At 69.5% G+C, this 17,485-nt stretch carries 17 protein-coding genes and 1 pseudogene; 8 read left to right on the top strand and 10 right to left on the bottom strand.

Annotated features, from left to right (window positions below):
• Positions 1 to 121: 121 nt before the first annotated feature.
• The 3 genes from IF09_RS0124265 to IF09_RS0124255 are packed head-to-tail and all read left to right on the top strand — an operon-like array spanning position 122 to position 4,135.
• Positions 122 to 1,633, top strand: a complete 1,512-nt coding sequence (locus IF09_RS0124265; RefSeq protein WP_030299085.1) for a hypothetical protein — start codon at positions 122 to 124, stop codon at positions 1,631 to 1,633.
• On the top strand, positions 1,633 to 2,697 hold the full coding sequence (locus IF09_RS0124260) for a caspase family protein (RefSeq protein ID WP_030299084.1): 1,065 nt from the start codon (positions 1,633 to 1,635) through the stop codon (positions 2,695 to 2,697). The genes IF09_RS0124265 and IF09_RS0124260 overlap by 1 nt, the downstream gene beginning before the upstream one ends.
• Before the next feature lie 58 nt (positions 2,698 to 2,755).
• Complete coding sequence (locus IF09_RS0124255; protein WP_158710029.1) at positions 2,756 to 4,135, top strand: hypothetical protein; 1,380 nt, start codon at positions 2,756 to 2,758, stop codon at positions 4,133 to 4,135.
• A 139-nt stretch (positions 4,136 to 4,274) separates the two neighbouring features.
• On the opposite strand, the gene IF09_RS0124250 is transcribed toward IF09_RS0124255, so the two are convergent.
• Entirely contained in the window at positions 4,275 to 5,408 is a 1,134-nt protein-coding gene (locus IF09_RS0124250; RefSeq protein ID WP_324606861.1) for a hypothetical protein, read from the bottom strand.
• Positions 5,409 to 5,503: 95 nt separating this feature from the next.
• Here IF09_RS0124250 and IF09_RS43270 point away from each other — a divergent pair, with 95 nt between their 5' ends.
• Positions 5,504 to 6,928, top strand: a complete 1,425-nt coding sequence (locus IF09_RS43270; protein ID WP_234321126.1) for an endonuclease domain-containing protein — start codon at positions 5,504 to 5,506, stop codon at positions 6,926 to 6,928.
• Here the strand turns inward: IF09_RS43270 and tpg are convergent.
• Both tpg and tap read right to left on the bottom strand, forming a co-directional pair.
• Positions 6,894 to 7,457 carry a telomere-protecting terminal protein Tpg gene (gene tpg, locus IF09_RS0124240; RefSeq protein WP_030299076.1) on the bottom strand — a complete coding sequence of 188 codons (564 nt, stop codon included), beginning with the start codon at positions 7,455 to 7,457 and terminating at the stop codon, positions 6,894 to 6,896. The genes IF09_RS43270 and tpg overlap by 35 nt on opposite strands.
• 15 nt (positions 7,458 to 7,472) lie before the next feature.
• The gene (gene tap / locus IF09_RS0124235) at positions 7,473 to 8,666 is read right to left on the bottom strand and encodes a telomere-associated protein Tap (RefSeq protein WP_418953072.1); all 1,194 of its coding nucleotides are present in this window, start codon (positions 8,664 to 8,666) and stop codon (positions 7,473 to 7,475) included.
• Positions 8,667 to 8,866: 200 nt separating this feature from the next.
• Between tap and IF09_RS0124230 the strand changes: the two genes are divergently transcribed.
• Entirely contained in the window at positions 8,867 to 9,310 is a 444-nt protein-coding gene (locus tag IF09_RS0124230; protein ID WP_030299072.1) for a hypothetical protein, read from the top strand.
• Between the two features lie 63 nt (positions 9,311 to 9,373).
• Here the strand turns inward: IF09_RS0124230 and IF09_RS0124225 are convergent, their stop codons facing one another.
• From IF09_RS0124225 to IF09_RS0124215, 3 genes are read right to left on the bottom strand one after another with little or no spacing between them, the layout of a single operon-like run.
• A complete protein-coding gene (locus tag IF09_RS0124225) occupies positions 9,374 to 10,234 on the bottom strand; it encodes a hypothetical protein (RefSeq protein ID WP_030299070.1) in 861 nt (286 codons plus the stop codon).
• The gene (locus IF09_RS0124220; protein WP_063607417.1) at positions 10,231 to 10,872 is read right to left on the bottom strand and encodes a hypothetical protein; all 642 of its coding nucleotides are present in this window, start codon (positions 10,870 to 10,872) and stop codon (positions 10,231 to 10,233) included. Before IF09_RS0124220 ends, IF09_RS0124225 begins: the two co-directional genes overlap by 4 nt.
• Complete coding sequence (locus IF09_RS0124215; protein ID WP_030299067.1) at positions 10,869 to 11,252, bottom strand: hypothetical protein; 384 nt, start codon at positions 11,250 to 11,252, stop codon at positions 10,869 to 10,871. Before IF09_RS0124215 ends, IF09_RS0124220 begins: the two co-directional genes overlap by 4 nt.
• A gap of 177 nt (positions 11,253 to 11,429) precedes the next feature.
• Here IF09_RS0124215 and IF09_RS0124210 point away from each other — a divergent pair, with 177 nt between their 5' ends.
• A complete protein-coding gene (locus IF09_RS0124210) occupies positions 11,430 to 12,620 on the top strand; it encodes a helix-turn-helix domain-containing protein (RefSeq protein WP_030299065.1) in 1,191 nt (396 codons plus the stop codon).
• Between the two features lie 41 nt (positions 12,621 to 12,661).
• Here IF09_RS0124210 and dapF read toward each other — a convergent pair whose 3' ends face one another.
• Together dapF and IF09_RS0124200 are read right to left on the bottom strand one after the other, a co-directional pair.
• Positions 12,662 to 13,549 carry a diaminopimelate epimerase gene (gene dapF, locus IF09_RS0124205; protein WP_030299063.1) on the bottom strand — a complete coding sequence of 296 codons (888 nt, stop codon included), beginning with the start codon at positions 13,547 to 13,549 and terminating at the stop codon, positions 12,662 to 12,664.
• Positions 13,546 to 13,800 carry a hypothetical protein gene (locus IF09_RS0124200; protein WP_158710028.1) on the bottom strand — a complete coding sequence of 85 codons (255 nt, stop codon included), beginning with the start codon at positions 13,798 to 13,800 and terminating at the stop codon, positions 13,546 to 13,548. The genes dapF and IF09_RS0124200 overlap by 4 nt, the downstream gene beginning before the upstream one ends.
• Before the next feature lie 158 nt (positions 13,801 to 13,958).
• Between IF09_RS0124200 and IF09_RS0124195 the strand changes: the two genes are divergently transcribed.
• Positions 13,959 to 14,720 (top strand): GntR family transcriptional regulator, encoded by a 762-nt coding sequence (locus tag IF09_RS0124195; RefSeq protein ID WP_030299059.1) that lies wholly within the window; start codon positions 13,959 to 13,961, stop codon positions 14,718 to 14,720.
• A gap of 22 nt (positions 14,721 to 14,742) precedes the next feature.
• Here the strand turns inward: IF09_RS0124195 and IF09_RS41910 are convergent, their stop codons facing one another.
• Together IF09_RS41910 and IF09_RS47195 are read right to left on the bottom strand one after the other, a co-directional pair.
• Positions 14,743 to 16,110: a zinc-ribbon domain-containing protein gene (locus IF09_RS41910; protein WP_158710027.1), complete on the bottom strand. Its 1,368-nt coding sequence runs from the start codon at positions 16,108 to 16,110 to the stop codon at positions 14,743 to 14,745.
• 15 nt (positions 16,111 to 16,125) lie between these two features.
• Positions 16,126 to 16,317 (bottom strand): annotated as a pseudogene (locus IF09_RS47195) (zinc-ribbon domain-containing protein); the annotation flags it as partial.
• A 178-nt stretch (positions 16,318 to 16,495) separates the two neighbouring features.
• Between IF09_RS47195 and IF09_RS0124180 the strand changes: the two are divergent.
• Positions 16,496 to 17,401 carry a hypothetical protein gene (locus tag IF09_RS0124180; protein ID WP_051832816.1) on the top strand — a complete coding sequence of 302 codons (906 nt, stop codon included), beginning with the start codon at positions 16,496 to 16,498 and terminating at the stop codon, positions 17,399 to 17,401.
• Positions 17,402 to 17,485: the final 84 nt, after the last annotated feature.

Raw genomic sequence — 17,485 nt, 5'->3', positions numbered from 1 at the left:
CTGTGCAGCTCTGATTGCCCGCGCCAGGGCTCCCCCCAGTCTGACGTGGCCGACAGGCGGGCCAGCACCGCCGGTGAGATCATGGAAGGACACACGCGCACCCCCACCGCGGAGGTCCGCCATGTCTAAGAGTGCGTATATCTATACGACGGGCCGCGACGGGCAGCTGGACCGGACGAAGTCCGCCCCGGTGAAGCAAATCGGCGACGCGGTCAAAGCCGGGCAGTGCATCGTAATTCATCTGCACGGCGGCCTCGTCAATGAGGAGGGCGGCACCCGCAACGCCCTTCGACTGACTGACGAATACACCAAGACGGGCGCCCACCCCGTGCTCGTCGTCTGGCGCAGCGGGCTGCTGGAGATCATGCGCGGCAACCTCAAGGAAATTTTCAACGAGGACGTCTTCCAGCGCATGCTCAAGTGGGTCATACAGTTCACCGTCGGCAAGCTGAGGCAGGAGGCTGGCGAGCGCGCCGTGGGCGGTATCACGCTGCCCATGGACGATGAGGTCGACAGCGAACTTGCCCGACGCGACAGGGAGATGGAGCCGTTCGCCGCCACCGTCGCCCCAGCCGACCGAGCCGACCTGGAGGTCACCAGGCTCGAAGAGGACGAGCTTGTGCTTTCCATCACGGAGGACCAGGACCTGCGGGCCGATCTGGATGCGATCCTGGCGGCTCGGCACCCGGAGTCCGTTGTCGAAGGCGCACGAGGAATCGTCGTCCGCAGAAGCGTGTCCGGCGTCAGTTTAATGGACCCTGATGCTCTGGAGCCCGTAGACGAAAACGGAACGCGCGGACTTCTCACCCTGGTCGGCCTCGCTCTGAAGTGCGCGAGCGTGCTACGGCGGGTTCTCAAGCGCTTCCGCGACGAGAAGGACCACGGGGTCTATTGCACTGTCGTCGAGGAGCTGCTGCGCGAGTTCTACCTCGCCAACGCTGGTGGCGCGATCTGGTCTGCCATGAAGAAGGAGACCCAGGACACCTTCGAGGAGGGTACCGACCGCTTCGGCCGGGCCCTGCTGGACGAGCTGAGCGATGCCCTCCGCGACGCCCACGCGGCAGGAGCCTCTCCCCGGATCACCCTGGTCGGGCACAGCACGGGCGCCATCTACATCAACCACCTGCTCGGGGAGATTGCCCGCCGCCGCGCCGAGAACGACCGGCCCTGGCCCGACGATGCCCGCGTCCAGGTTGTGTTCCTGGCGCCGGCTTGTACGTACGAAAACTTCGCGGCGGCCCTAGACAAGGGCGAGAGCCTTATCTCGGACCTGCGGATGTTCACTATGGACCGTGAGACGGAAGAGGCCGATCGTCTCGTCGGGGCGCTCTACCCGCGCTCCCTGCTCCACCTCATCTCCGGAGTCCTCGAACGGAGTACGGCTGGAGGTTCCGAATGGGCACCCCTGGTGGGCATGGCCCGCTACCGGGAAGCCGTCTACAGAGACAGCAAATACCAGAACATCGCCGGTCTGGCGGCCGGCCAGCAGTACTTGACTGACGAACGAGTGGTCCTCTCACCCAGCGGCGACGGCGCTGCCCCCGGCCGAGCCGCCGGAGCCACGAGCCACACCACCTTCGACGAGGATCGGCAGGTACTCGAAAGCATCGCCACCATGCTCCGAGGCTACTGATGAACAGCCTTCACTTCGCTCTGGTCATCGGGATAAGGCGGTACCCCGGCATCGGAGACCTCGCAGCGCCAGTGCAGGACGCACAGATGTTCCGCGATTGGCTGGTCCACCCCACAGGGGGGCAGGTTCCCCAGGGCCAGGTCACGCTGATCACGACGTCGGCCGCCGCAGCTCTTGCCACCGAGGCCTACGACGCCAGGCCCATCAAGCGTGAGATCGACAATGCACTTGAAGAGATCAACGACACGGTCACGGCGGCGGTCCAGGCGGCAGCCGCGGCCGGGTGTCCGGAGCCCTGGAAGCAGACCCGCCTCTACATCTATGTGGCTGGCCACGGGATCATGCCCGGCGGGGGCGAGACGGCACTGCTGCTCGCGGACGCCCGGGCGGGCCGGTACGAAAACCTCGAACTCAGTAACTATGTCAAGTGGTACCGCAGGTGCGGAGTCGTTCGCGAGCTGGTTGTGTTCGCCGACTGCTGCCGTCAGCACCTCCGGTTGGTCGAGCCGTCGATCGTGGGCTTCGACCTCTGTGCCAATCCGACAGCCGAGGTACACACCCTGGTGGGCTACGCGGCGGGCGAAGGCAACCTCGCCTACGAGGAAACAGAGGAAACCATTCCGCCCGACGAGCGCCGTGGATACTTCACACGCGCCCTCGTGGCGGGGCTGCGACAGGCGCGCAAGGACCCCGCCCACGGGGCCGTCACCGCAGTCACCCTCGCCGAGTACGTTGCCCCCGCTTTGGAGGAGGCGACTCAAGGGAAGCCGTTTCCGCAGCGCTCGCAGATGCCCTCCGACCCCGGCCGCCCCATCGTCTTCGGCACTGCCCTTGAGGCCTGCAGTGTGACCCTCCACTTCCCGCAAGGCTGGACCGGCGGTCCGGTGGAGCTACTGCTCCAGGACGGTACGCGTGCGTCGCATGATCCGGCGGCGGGGCCCTGGTCGCTGTCGCTACCGCCGGGGGCGTACGGGGTCGTACTTCCTGGCACATACGACGGGACTCCGTTCCAAGGCCGGGGGCTGTTCATGGCTGTCGGAGACACCTATGCCGTCAAACTTTGAGAACTCCGCCACGGCGAGGCTGCGGTTGGACAGCCGTGTCCCGACTGAGCTGCTCAGCGTGTTCGACAGCACGCTGAAGTTGGTCCGGGCCACGGAGGGGAGTCTCGACGTGATGCTGGCGCCTGGGGTCTACCGGATCCAGGGCAGGGTGGGCGTCACGGAGGAGACTCAGCTGATCATGCTGGCCCCCGGCGCGGATGAAAGGCGGGACCTCTCGGTCGAGTTCGCCGGTGGCGCCCCGGTATACGGCACCCGCACGATGAACGAGACCCACGGAGCACTAGCCCATCACCTGAGCACCAATGTCGGGTACCGCTCCCAAGAGGAGTCGGGTGCCGTACTGGTCCTGCGAACACTTCGCGACAGCCCATCCTCCTCCGCGTACGCCGACGCCGACCGGGTGCGCCTGCTCAACGCGGATCTGCGGCAAGTCTCCCCACCCGGCGTGGACTGGACCATCGCCGATTCCGGCACCCTCGGCTGGGGCGGGCGTTTGGCTCCTGGAGCCTACGTCCTACGCACCGACCGCGGCACGGAAGAAGGGTCCGCGGCGTGGGCCGAATCCGGGCCGACCGACCAGACCATCTGGCTCTGCCCAGGCTGGCAGACCCTTGTGTTCGTACCGAACACCCCCTTCGGCCCGGATGCCCGCGGGATCTCAGTTCATATGGTGCCGCTCTTCGAGCCCTGGGAGCCGACGGATCCCACCGCGCTGGCCGTGGAGGCCTCGCTAGCCGGGCTGCGGGATGGCGTTCCGCCCTCGCCGAACTCAATACTCGACCTGAACCATGAGGAGAAGGCCAACCCCATGCTGGCCATCCTCGCGCTACACAGGGAGCCGCAGCACACCCTCCTGAAGAGCTCTTGGGTGGCCTACAGCGACGTCATCAGGAGGCTGGAGGGGCGGCTGCGGACAGCGCACCCGGATGTGCTTGCCGCGGCCACGCGGCTGCCAGGACGGGCCCGGGAACTGCCGGAGGTACGGTGGCCGCCCATGCTCGCGACGTCTTACCGGCACTGCCTGCTGCCCGCCGATGCTGAGGATAGCCGGGTCCTTCTAGCAGGCAGCCCCGCAGAACGGGTGGCCGCTTTCCTCCGCCCCTCGCAGCCATGGCTCCAATGGGTCGCGACCCGGGAACTGCTGGCAGGGAGGTACACCACGAGCGAGGACAGGCAGCTGTTCATGCCACCGAGACGCGCCCCTGGTGCGGCGGTGGACCGGGTGCAACGCGCGGTGAGCGAAATCGCAAGTTTCCAGGAGGTGGACCACCGACAGGTCGTCGACCGGCTGGGCAGCTCGGAACTCGCCCGCCGGTGCGAGCTCCCCGAGACGCTTGTGGCCGAAGCGCTGCGCGACCCCCGTCTACAGCGGTTCCTCGACCTGCCGGGCGAGCCGGGCGGGAAGTGGTCACGTGATCGTCCGGACAGGCCCCAGTAGCGTCACAATGCTGGAGATCTATCCCTGTCTGCCACTTGCCGTTCGCGTCGCGTACGCGTTGCCCTCATCGTCGAATGCCCGAAGGTCCACGCAGCCGACTGGCGCCCGGTAGGTGACGTCCCGGTCCGAGCCTGAACCGTCAGCCATCTGCGCTGCTCCTTGCCCTGATCAGCTCGTTGGTGAGCTCCACGGTGCCCAAGTACCACCAGAAGATCCAGTCGAGGAACGCCTCGTCGTACTCACCGCGCTGGTCGGCCCGGCGGTGACGAAGGTCGAAGCGGTTGGCGATCTCGAAGAGGGCGCCCTCGTCCTTGCCGAGCTGGTCCTTGATCAGGGCGCGGCGCTCTTCGAGGACGCGGCCCAGGTTGAAGATGGCCGACCGCTTGCTCTCGGGAGAGGCGTCCCGGCTCCGGTAGAGCGCGATGGCGTGGCGGACGCCAGCGGTGACGTCGGGTGGGCTGTCGTTGATGGCGCGGTGCACGAGCTGGCTGCGGGCGTCGTCGGTGACGGCAACCAGGCGCCCGAGGTCTTCCCCCTCCATGGCGAGCGCGTAGTGGATGCCGGCCGCTTCGAGGAGCTCGTTGACCTTCGCCCGGTACAGGGTGCGGGCCGGCCCGTTGTGGAACTCCGAGTGATGCCAGCCGCAGCTGTTATACGGGTGGTAGCGCCGCATCCGGGGGCGGCTGACGAGGTCGTGGAGGACCTCGATCAGGCCGTAGAAGGTGTCTTCGTCCCAGGTCTCCGGGGCCAGGGGCCACAGGCTCGGAATGCCAAGGCGTCGTTCGATCAGGGCGGAGGCGTCGGGCAGCGCGTTCGGGTCGTCGATGCACTCCTCGCCGAAGTGCTCGACCAGGTAGCCGTTGTCTACGAAGTCGCCGATGATCCTGGCGAAGTCGCGTCGGGCATCGCGCGCGGTGCTGCCGTCGGTGGAAAGGCCCCGGCCCTGCCGCTGCGGCCAATACGGCCTGGGCGCGGCTGCGGGCCGGATCTCCGAGGCACGGCTGATGAGCTCGGAGAACCATTCGTGCTTCGTCATTACCGCGGGCGTGGACCGGCCCCATCCTGAGGCCGTGCCGGCCCAGGGATCTACCTCGTTGTGGTTCGGCATCTCGTCGAAGTCCGCCACGGCCGTCGACCCCGACAGGGCCTCGGTCATGAGCCATTCGGCGCGGTCCGTCCAGGACGATCCGTTCGACGCGATGATGCGCTCACCTTCGGACACGAACAGAGATACGGGCCAGGTCAGCTCGTAGTTGCTCAGATCCAGACTCACCGCGTCATCATCACCCATTTGCCTGCCCGCCGGGACGGCATCGGTCAACATGCCCCGCCCTGTCCTCAAACGGTCGTACGACGATCCGTTCAGGTGTGCGGGAGCTGAGCTGGCGCTGTCAGAGCCCGCTGTCACCATCCAGGCATGCCCAGATCAGCCCCAGGCTCGCCCGCACATACTTCGCGGAGATCGCCGCCGGATCCGCCGTCCCGCTCGACCTGGACGACCTCGTGAGCATGGCGTGGCTGCGCGAGCACGGCCACGTCGTCCTCGGCGACATCGCGGTCCGCTGCTACAAGTTCAGGTCGAAGTGGACCTACGACGAACGCGACATCTGCCGCGCCGCCCAGGTGTTCGCCGACTTCGTTCTGGACCCCGGCGACATCGTCGAGGTCCAGGTGCCGCCCTACTGCGAGCGCGACGACCAGGACCCGGAGGATTGGGGCCGGGCCGACTGGCGGGGGCGGATCGCCTCCTGGATGTACTGGGACGCCCGGAACAAGCACCGGCAGGAGCGGCCGTACGAAGAATGGGACGACAGCTGGCAGCGCATCGGCGCCGGCGGGCTGCCGGGCGAGCTGAGCTGGAAGGAGTTCATCACGGCGTCCAGCGGGAGCCGGTGCAGCATCGGCAACACGAGGCCGCTGGAGTTGATGACCAGCTCGGAAAGCGGCCTCTTCCTGCCGAGGGCCTACGCCGACCTGCTCGACCGCTGGGAACAGGTGACAGAGGAACTCGTCGGCCGGGCCCGGATCTGCAGCCGCTGCCGTGCCCAGGGCCCCCGGTCGGGCGCCTGGCGCACACCAGGCCCGCTCGGCTACGTCACCCTGTGCCCGCCGTGCTCGGGCGCCACCTTCCAGCGGTACACCGGTCACCTGCGCGGTGTGCTCTACGCGTCGGCCCGCACGCGCAGCACCCGCGCCGACGGCTACCTGTGCCGCATGTGCGCGGAGACCCGGGCCTCGGTCTGGGACCACTGCCGCGACCACGGCTACGTGCGCGGCCCGCTGTGCGCCAGCTGCAACACCTACGAGGGGAAGAGCACCGCCCACTCCTTCCTGCGGGACAAGGAAGGCTCCGCGCTGCACCTGCTGGAGTGCCGCGGCTGCCTGGAGCGGCGCACCCTGCCCGGCCGCTACCACGCCGCCCTCGCCCGGATGCATCTGGAGGCGACCGAGCGCCACGTCATCCGTTCTCGCCGCTGCAGGCGTGAGCCGTGGTTCGAAGACGTCGAACTCGACCACGGCGCGTACCGCTTCGATCTGTCCTGCTGGTGGCACGACGCACGGTGGACGAAGACCGTCACGGTGATGGAGGCCGCGATGCTGGTGCGGGAGTTCGTCGACCGGGCGCTCGCGGCCGCGCAGCCGACCGCCGTGGTGCCGGCCCCGCGCGCAGCATCGGACACACGTCCCCTGCGTGACCGCGGGAAACGGAGCGAGCCCGGACCGTCGGTCCGGGCTCGCTCTCGTTCGGGGTACGGCCCTACAGGTCGAACTCCAGGTCCAGCACGTCGTTGATCTCGACTTCCTCGAGGGAGCCGGCGCGGCGGCCGCCGTCCTGGAAGTAGACCTCCTTGAGGGCCTCGGCGGTGAGCTGGCGCAGCGTGTTCTCGCTTGCTCCCTGCTGCTGGGCGTCGAAGAGCCGGGCGGCGTGCTGCGGGGGCAGGGCGACGGTCAGGTGCCGGATGCGGTCCTCGTCCGTCGTGTCGATCGGCGCCCCGGCGTACCCAAGGCGGGCGTGGACGTCGATGACGATGCCGCCGGTGGTCGCCGCCTTCTCCCGGGCCTTGGCCCGGATCTGCGGCTGCCAGCGCTTCTTCACCTCGCGCTCCAGGCGCGCGGCGAGGTCGGCCCGCGGCTTCTTGGCCTTGCCCGCCACGTACCGCTCCACCTGCCGCTGGGAGATCCCGAGCACTTCGGCGGCCGACTTCGTGCCCTTGAGCTGCTTGACCAGGTACCGCATCTGCGTGCCCGCGCCCTTGGGCGCGGGGCGGGTGAACGCCTTCTGCACCGCCTGGTCCAGGCCGTCCCCGAACTCCTTGGCCATCGCCTGTCCGCTCCCCTACTCGCCGTTGTCGTCGTCGGTGACGTTGCCGTCCTTGATGTAACGGGCGAGGTTGAGCTCCGGGGCGTTGAACCGCTCACGGACCTCCTCGCCCCACAGCACGCTCTGGGTGCCCTCCCACTTGACCAGGCCGGGGTTGACCCCGAGCTTGAACCCGCCCGGGAGCGGCTTGCCCTCCCGGTGTGGCAGGAAGTCCAGCGGGGTTTCGCCGCCTGCGGCGTAGACAACGCAGTCGGACAGGATCGCGATCGGGTACTGCCCGGTGAACGCCGCGTGCTTGACGATCTTGCGGTGCAGGTTGATCCGGGTACGGGAGATGACCGCCGCGCGGATGTCCGGCCGCCACGTCGGGCGGGCCAGCGCCCGCCACGGCTCGCCCGGCCGCCAGCCCTCGCCCCGGGGCCGCTCGCGCAGCTTCCCCAGGCCGCCCTTGACGGTCGCCTTGATGGCCGAGGCGACGATCGCCATCTGCGGGTCGCGGCCCTTGTAGCCGTCCATCGCTGCCAGGAAGTCCTCCGGCGACAGGTCGGCGTCGACGCCGAGGTCGGCCATGGTGGCGAGGTAGGCGTCGCGCAGGCGGTTGTACCAGCCGTCCAGGTAGCGGCCGTTGTCGTACCGGACGTACGCCTCGGTCGGCGCGACGTCGTAGCCGAGCTCCACCGCGTACGCCACCGTCGGCGTCGCGTACCAGGCCGGCCCCGTCGGGGCCTCGCCCTTCGGAGTGAACGGGGAGGGCAGCAGGCTGCCGTCCAGCTGCACCCAGTCCTTGCCGACCTTCACCTTCGACATGTCGACGTGGCTCAGGTCCACCAGCCAGCTGCCGGGCATCTTCGGGTCGAAGACCGGGTTCTTGACGTGCGTGGGCGCACCCAGGCCGACGGGCAGGCCGTTGGCGCCCGCGGCGAAGGCCATGTTGACGTCCAGGCCGACGAGGTGGCGCAGGGTGCACTCGGCGTCGGTCATGGGCCGGGCCCAGTCGTACGCCTCCTCGAAGAGCTTCTCGGCCGGGCCGCGGACGTGGAAGCGCGGCAGGTCCGCCAGGAGCGGGTGGCCGTCGGGGGCCTCGCACGGCGCGCAGTCCACGGGGTGCTTGCCCAGGGAGCCGGGGGTCGCAGCAAAGGATGAGCGCTTCTCACTGAAAGTGGAGCGCCGGACCGAGCGGCCGGCAGTTCCTGGGCCCTGGTCGCCGATGAACTGGTACTGACCGGCAGCACACGGCTTCCTCCGACACTCATCCCGGACGGGATCGTTGGTGAGGTATGTACCCCCCCGACTCAGGCCCTCAAGTCATCCGGGTTCCGTCCCCGACTGACCCTGGTGACGCGATGCACGTTGGCGGGCGTCCGGCCTCAGGAGAACCTGCCTGCGACGACGCAGGAACCGCCCGCGCCTTGGCCCGCCAGGCGTACGTTGCCTGGACCCAGGGTGACCGTGCTGCCGCCCGTGCCTTGGCTGACGTCGCACGCGTCTACGCCTGCCTTGCCGAACGAGCGGACCACACGGCCGCACGCCTGGACCTGGCCACCGCCCAACTGAGGGCGGACGCCGCACATGCCGAGGCTGCAGCTGAGGCCGCCGATGACTATGCCCGGCTCACCCCGCGTCAGCGCTCGGCACGCCGGGTGGCGCGCATGCTGCTGGCCGCACAACCGGACACGCCGGTCGACAAGATCGATCACGAGGCCGTGCCGCTGACCACGGTCATGGAGCGGCTAGATGTCGCTCAGAGCACCGCCAGTGAGATCCGCAAGGAGGCCACAGCGCTGCTGCTGTCCGGCTATGGCCACCAGGACGCCGCCGTCGATGCGGCCTATGAGCCTGCGGGTAAGGGTTGATCAACCGCAGCACCCATTGAAGGGCGGGCCCTGATCCGGCGCGGGGAAAGGGCGGCGGGGCCGTCACCGATCTTCCGCGGACAGGGCCTCCAGCGCCTTGCCGAGTTCCCCGGCGGTGGGCCGGTTGGCTGGGTCGTCCAGGAGCACGGGCAGCAGGACCTCCTGGAGTTCAGGCCAGGGCAGGTTGGCCGGGACGGGAACGCGGCCGGTGGCGATGTGCTGGCGGAGCTCGTGGGGTGTGCAGGTCTGCGGGTCGATCGCGGCGGCCTGGTAGTCCAGCGGCCATGTGCCAGTGGCGCAGGCCCAGAGGGTTCCAGCGAGCGCGTAGACATCGGCGGCCGGGGTGACGACGACGGGCTTGTCCCCGGTGATGATGGCGGCCGCGAGCTCGGGCGAGAGCAGGTGCGTCATGCCGCCGTTGAAGTTATTGCCCTGGTCCCAGCCAGGCCGCCAGGCCCAGGCGAGGTCGATGAGCTTGACCCCATCCGGTGTGTGGATGCCGTGGGAGGGCTGGAGGTCGGCGTGCACCCAGCCGGCCGCGTGGAGGACAGCGACGGCAGAGCACAGGTCTGCGGCTGCGGCCAGGGCGTGCTGCCGGTCGGCACCACCAGCACGGACGGGCGCGAAGACTTCCCATGTCGAGGGTCCTTCGAGCCAGTCGGTCAGCAGCCAGGCCGCGCCGTGGGTGACGCCGCCACCCACGAAGTAGTCCACCTCCAGGGCTGCGAGAGCGGCGGCCTCGCGGGCGGTGACCTCGACGCCGTCGCCGCGGCCAACCTTCAGGGCGGCGGTGCCCTCGGGGCCGGCGGCCTTCCAGACGGCGGAGCCGCGCCGGTCGGTGACCTCGGTGAGGACCAGGTCGCGGCCGCAGTGCTCGGCGGTGGCGGCCTGCGCGGCGGCCGGGATGGGGGAGGGAGTGCTCAAGGGGTGCTCTCCTTCGAGGGTTTCGGCAGTCTGGCGGCCCAGGAGCGGACCGTGGCCCAGTCGCGGTCCAGGCCGTCGAAGACGTTGCGGCCGTCGTCCTGGGCCTCGCGGACGGTGTCGGCCAGTACGGGCGTGTTGTGCAGGAACTGCGGGTCGCGCGGCCGCACGGCGGGCCGGATCGACAGGAACGTGACTGGGGGAACGGGGAGGTCGGCGCCGAGGCGGCTGGTGTCTTCCTCGCCCTCCCAGAACTTGCCGAACATCAGCCCGACGGGTCCGTAGAGGTTCTTCAGGGCCCAGTGTGGCCAGTCCAGGTGACGGCGTGAGGCCCCGCGCACGACCAGGTTCTCGCACACCAGGTGCCCGCGCTGCCCTTTGGACAGAATCCGCACCCGCTCGGCGCAGACGGCCGCGGCTGCGAAGAGGGCGCCCTCGATGTCGAACAGCTCGGCGCCCGGCGCGATGTCGTACGTCGTCCAGTACGTGAGCCCGTTCCTCACGGACGGGCCGAGGTACGGGCAGTGCGCGGTGGTGGCCTCCACGTACCCGGCGAAGACGGGAGTGCTGGTGCGGCCGGTGGCGACGCGCAAAGCCCCCGCCCGGGCGGGCGAGGGCTCCATGGGCGCGGTGCTGGTCACTCCGCGGTCTCCTCGGCGAACTCGGGCCCGCAGTTCCACGACGCCTCGACCCGGCCGCTCTCCCGGTACGCCGCGAACGCCTCGCCGTCGAGGCGGCCGCGCTCGTCGGTGAACCAGACCGCCGGGAGCGGACCGTACGCCTCCTCGTACGCGGCCACCCACTCGATTGCGCCGGACCCGGAGGTCGGGTTGTGGCCGACTACCGCGCCCGCGTGCTCGGTGGAGAACGCGTCGTAGGTGGGGGCGTCGAGCTGTTCGTGCCAGAAGGCGTCGATGGCGCCGGAGAACATCTCGGGCAGTTTGTACCCGGCCCGGTGGCGCTGGCCGGCGATGGTCAGGAAGCGGGCGAGCTCGGTCCGCTCGACGGTGGCGGTGCTCATGGCGGTGCCCCTCTCGGTCGTCGGTGAGTCCTTGGGTGCCGCCCAGGGCCCCAGGGCGGACTAGTTGAGGTCCGCGTTCCCCGGGCGGCTGTCATCGAGTCAACTCCCGCAGGCCCGTGCGAGGTATGTCCGGCCGAAGGGCTGCACAGGATGTGCGTGGATCGGCACACTCTGTGCATGGGCGAAACGCTGGGGAGCGTGCTGAGACGGGCCCGTACGGGCCGCAGGCTCTCGCAAGGCGCCGTGGGCGATCAGGTGGGCTACTCCGCGTCGTGGGTGTCCAGGGTGGAAGCGGACCGGATCCTCCCGGACAACGCCGCACTCGACGCGTTATGTGGTGTGCTGGGCCTGGCCGCTGACGATGTTGGACGCGAAGGAGATGACGTGCTGCACCGCCGAACCATGCTCGGCCTGGGCCTCGGGGTCGGCCTCGGCGCTGTGCTCCCCACCCCGGCCGCTGCGTCCCCCGTCGACCCGAAGGAGCTTGTCGAGCGGAGCCTGTTCCGGCTCCCAGACGCTCGCCCGGCCACCCGCGAGTCCCTGGCCGCCGCGCTCACCACGGCCCGCACCGTCTTCCACGAGGCGCAGTACGCCCAGCTCGGCCGGACCCTGCCGGGCCTGATCTCCGGCTCCCTGGCCTCGAACGCGCACGACATCGCAGCCCGCGCCTACGTGCTGCTCGCACAGCTCGCCATCAAGAACTACCAGGGCATGGCCTGGGTCGCCGCCGAACGGGCCCGTATGCAGGCCGAACTGACAGGCAACCCGGTGGTGATGGGCGAGGCCGCGCACTCCATGGGCGTCACCATGCGCCGCAGCGGCGACTATCAGGCATCCATCGACCACCTGCAGCAGGCCGCCGCCCGGCTCGGCCAGCGGCCGGAAGAACTCGCGATGCGCGGCACCCTCTTGCTGACCGCCTCCTACTCCGCTGCCCAGGCCGGATGGCGAGGGCCGGCCATGGAGTTCATCGGCGAGGCCGAGGAGACGGCCAAGCGCCAGGAGACTGCCGCCCAGCGGCTCTACATCCCCGGAGTCTTCGGCGAGGACCAGACCCGCGTGTTCCGCATCTCGGTCCACCACGCGCTCGGCCAGGACGACCAGGCCCTCACCTACGCCGCGAAACTCGACCCCCGCCGGCTGCCAAACGCCGAACGCCGAGGCCGGATGTGCATGGACGTCGCCCGCGTCTGGCAGAGCCTCGACGAACCCGAGAAAGCCTTCCGCACCCTGCGGGTCCTGGCCCAGTACGCCCCCGAAGAAGCCACCCGACCCAAGGTCCGCGCCATCACCGCCGAGCTGCTGACATCCAACCCCGACATGCCGGGCCTGCGCCGCTTCGCCCAGCGGACCGGCGCCCCGGTCTAGCCGCCCAGCCCTCGCACTAACGTCCGTCTGGGGCGAGATGGTCAGGCTGCGGCGGCAGCCGATGAGGTAGCGGCCAGACGGACAGTGCCCCGGGCGGTGATGTGGGCGGGTCCGGTCAGGATCATCGATCCATCAGCGGTGACGTCAACGAGGAGGCGGCCGCCGGCAGCGTCGACGGTGTACCGGACGGGACCGCCGCGCTGGGGGCCGTGGTGGAGGGCGGCGGTGACGGCAGCGCAGGCGCCGGTCCCGCAGGAGGGAGTTTCACCGACGCCCCGTTCGTGAACCCGGAGTACCAGATGGTTGGAGCCGAGGTCGCGGACGAACTCCACCGTCACGCCGTGGGGGTAAGCGCTGGCCGGTGTCACCGACGGGGCAACCATGAGGTCACCGGCTTCAGCAAGGTCGTCGACAAAGACGACAGCGTGCGGGTTCCCGACGTCAACATGGAGCGCTGGCCAGCTCCCCTGCCCCATGCTCACGGTGATGCGCTCCGGCCCGGGGAGGGTCGGGCGGCCCATGTGGACACTGACCTCGCCTTCCAGGTCGTCGTGTCCGGCGTGGACATGGAGATGACGCAGGCCCGCGCGGGTGGCGAGGGTAAGGCGGCCTGGCGGGCAATGTCCGGCGGCGACGAGGTAGCGCGCCAGGAGGCGGGCGCCGTTGCCGCACATCGCGCCGAGGGAGCCGTCGGCGTTGCGGTAGTCCATGAACCACTCGGCTTGCCCTGCCATCGAGCGGGCTTCGACAACGGCGGTGGTGCGTACGGCGCGCAGCAGTCCGTCGGCACCTATCCCCAGGCGGCGGTCGCAGAGCTGGACCACGTTGGCGGAGGTGAGCCCGAGGCTGTCGGCGGGGTCGTCCAGGATGACGAAGTCGTTGCCAGTGCCGTGCCCCTTGGCGAAGGGGATGTCGATGAGGGTGGTCATGGGCGGGGCTGGTCTCCCGACTCGAAGCGCAGCCAGACCAGCTGGCCGGCTGCGGTGGTGGTCATGCCGTAGGAGGTGCCTAATTCGAGGACGTCGACCAAGCGCTGCCACTGGCCGGTCAGCGCGGGGGTGACGTCTGCCTGGATGGATAAGCCGCTCTGGTCTTCCGTGACGTGCGGCTGGGTGCCGGTGAGCTCGGCGAGTTGGGCGACAGCGTGCTGGACGGTGTCGCTGTGCTGTGCGCTGGTCACGGTCACTCACCCGTCAGCCGAAACAGTTTCACCCAGGGTATTTCTAGTGCACTAGTTTTTATCTAGTGCACTAGATTTGTCAAACTGCACGTGCAATTCAAAGTGCAGATCGAAGTGCACTGACCAGCAGTCAGCACCACAGCGGGCGAGGGAGAACCATGGCCGGCAGCACCCCAGCCCTCTACCAGCGCGTCGCCGACGCCTTCCGGGCGCGCATCACCGACGGCACCTGGCCGCCCGGTCACCGCCTGCCTTCGCGTGCCGAGCTCGGAGCCGAGTTCGGCGGTGGCGACAACGTGATCAGGAAGGCCCAGGAGCTCCTCATCAGCGAGGGCCTCTTGGAGGGCCGGCCCGGCTCCGGTACCTACGTCCTCGCGCCCCAGGAACGCCTGCACATGCTGCGCAGCCCGGCACCCGGCCACCCCAGCGCAAGCCTCGCTCCCGCTGGCATCTCCACCTGGGACGCCCAGAGCACCGCCAAAGTGCCCGCCCCCGCGGCCATCGCCGCACGCCTCGGCATCACGGCCGGCGACCTGTGCGTGCGGACCGAGTACGAGTTCCTCGACACCGGCCGCCGCCCGGTGATGACCTCCACCAGCTGGGAGCCGATGGCCATCACTGGCCAGTCCGCCGTTGTTTTGCCCGACGGCGGCCCGCTCGGCGGCCGCAGCGTCATCGACCGCATGGCCCACCTGGGCATCGCCGTCGTGCGCACCGTGGAGCGGCCGCGCCCCGTCCAAGCCGACCGCGACCAGGCGCAGCGGCTCAACATCCCCGCCGGCTCTCTCGCCCTGCTGATCGAGCGCACCTTCTACGACGACGGCGACCGGCCCGTGGAGACTGCGGACCTTCTCCTTCCCGCCGACCGGTGGGACATCGACTACGACATCCCCCTCGCCTCCGCCGGGCCCAGGTCCTGACCGCTCCCCGCGTTCGCAGGTGTCACCAGAGCTGCTGCTGGACGGCCTCGGCGCCGATCAGGCTGGGACGCGGGAGCGGCACCGAGGCGGGCGGGGATCCGGCGGGGCGGCGTTCGGAGATCAGCCGTTTCGCCAGTTCCTGACCGAGGGCCCGGCCCCCGGCGGTGTACGCGCGGGCCCGGGCGCGTGTGGCGGCCGGCCAGGGCAGCTGTGCCATCAGGTGGTCGAGAACCACGCTGGCCGCGGTGAACGGGTCCGCGAGAAACGGGAGAGCCACGTCGCTGGGTCGGAGCAGCTCCAGCGGGTCCTCCCGGACCCTCACCACCATCCAGCCCTCCTGGTGCTCTTCAATGTCGTCAGCCTTCCGCCGATCACGGGCGGCGGTGTCGCGATGCCAGTAGGAGCCATCGAACTCCACCACGACCCTGCGACCCTCATCGGCGGGGAAGACCATGTCCAGCCGGTACCTGGCGAGCGTGGTCCGCAGCGGGTACTGCTGTTCCCCGCCGGTCAGTACGTGCTCCAGTTCGGCGAAGAGCGCGATCTCCTGGCGTGAGGCATACGTGTGCTTTCGGCACCTCGGGCATTCCTGGTAGCCGAGATAGACCTGCGCGACGTGCGCCGACCACGGCTCGTGGCCGGCTGGGCAGAGCCACCACACGGTGATGTTGGCCCCGGCCTTGACCTGGGCGGGGGTGAGCGTGCCGTTGAGGTCGGGATGCCACAGCGCGGCGACCTGGGGGCTCTCGGTGGCCAGGTCCTGGTAGCGGACACGCTCCGAGCAACCAGGGCATCGTGCGAGACCGCGGACGCGGTGAAACACCTTGGCCCGGTACTCGGCCCCGCAGCTGCAGCACTGCCACCAGACGACGCGGTGAGAACCTGCGGTGACAGCGGCCAAGTCCAGACCCGTGTTGCGGGTCGGATGCCACTCGGCGGCAAGGTCCGGGTGGGCGGCGCGAAGAGCGGGGCTGCGGCGCTTGCCTGCGCACTGCGGACAGCCCGAGCCGGATATCGCGCGGTGCCGGACCCGGGCTTGCCACCGGTGGCCTTGCGGGCAGATCCATCCCAGGCGTTCGCGTGCGTTCGACAGCAGCTGCGACGCCTCGGAGGCGCCGTCGGTGTCGGGGTCGACCTGTCTAAGGAGTTCGGGCAGGTCGGCGAGCAGCACCGGTTCGGAGGTTCGTCCTGCCCGCGCGCACTCTGGACAGCCGGTGCCGCGGCTGCGGTTGGCTATCCGGGCCTGGTACTCGTGGCCGTCCGGACACTGCCACCACACCTTTCGCTGAGACCCCGGACCGAGGCCGTCCGGGGACAGCTCGTTGCGCGGGTGCCACTCGGCCAGCAGGTGCGGCGCCCGCTCCGCCAGGCTGCTCTGCCCCTTCGGCACGTACCCCGCGCACTGAGGACAACCAGAGCCGGCGACACGGGAGTGCACCTGCGCCTTCCAGACATGCCCCGCCTCGCACAGCCAGAAGGGGGCCTTGTGGGAACCCGGACCGATCACCGCTAGGACCAAGTCCTCGTTGAGCGTCGGATGCCACTGAGCAGCGATGACCGGGTGCTCATCGACTAGAAAACGTGTACGACGCGTCATGGGCACGAACCGTAAGCCGAAGCACTGACATGACCACAGCACCATCGACCGTCAGCCGTCGGCCGCGATGAACAGGCCGATGGCGCAGACGAATCCGCCGAATCCTTGGACCCGGCGCAGCCCCTCGTGAATCATGGCTTCCACGGCCTGACCAGGCCGACATGGGGGAGGAACAGGGATGTCCGACGTACGCCCGAGCCCGATCAGCCGGGCCACCGCAGCCCTGGGTTCACCCGCGCTCGGAGCCGCAGTCGGCATCGCCGGCCTCGTCGTCCCCGTCATCGGCTGGGCCGCCGACAAGGTCAACCTGAAACTGCTCCTCATCATCCAGGCCGCGCTCATCCTCGTCCTGGTCGCCGGCCACTACTGGATGCGAAAGACCTTCATCCACCTGCGCCGGGTCACTAACCTTCGGGCCATGGATGACGCCCAGTACTACGACCGGGTCCGCTCCCAGCTCGAGGCAGAGCTGATCTCCGACTACGGCGAGATCGCCGACGGCCACCTGCGCGTGTACGCCTCCGAAGTCCCGCGCCTGTCCACCCTGCTCGTCAACACGGTCACGGAGTCGCAGGCCCAGCCCCAGCGGATCCTGGCCGCCGACCTGACCACCAACCCGACGCTGCTCACCGGGCGTCGCGAGTACATCGCCGCCAACCGCCGCTTCACCGAGGCCGGCGGCGCCATCAACAGGCTCTTCATCGTCTACGCCTCCGACCTCGCGAAGCAGGACTTCGCCCGCTCCCTGCTCGACCTCGTCGGCCAGCACCGAGACCTCGGTGTCACCTGCGGTCTCGCCGTCCGCGACCGGCTGCGCGCGGACCAGGCCGTCGACGTCGTCGTCTTCGCCCAGGCCGCCGCCCTCGTCGAAGAAGAGCAGGGCGACGCCGACTACAACCGCGGCCGCTCCAGCGTGTACTTCAAGGGCATTGGACGCTGGACCGGCCGCTTCGAATCCGTCTGGGGCCACGGCGCCGACTCCGCGCCCCGCATCCTCCAGGCGTACGAAGCCGCAGCCCGCCCCCAGCTCGACGGCGGCACCTGGGACGAGGACCGCATCAGCACCGCCGTCGCCGCCCTGTAGGCGCTGCAGCTCAATCCTGCTGTCTAGAGGCGGCCCTTCATGATGAGGGGCCGCCTTTCGAATTTCTCGTGATCTGGGTCCGCG

The sequence above is a fragment of the Streptomyces katrae genome (genome assembly GCF_000717655.1).
In the GTDB taxonomy this organism is placed as follows: domain Bacteria; phylum Actinomycetota; class Actinomycetes; order Streptomycetales; family Streptomycetaceae; genus Streptomyces; species Streptomyces katrae_B.
The sequence above is the reverse complement of the archived record's forward strand: the minus strand, read 5'-3'. Positions and strand labels throughout refer to the sequence as shown.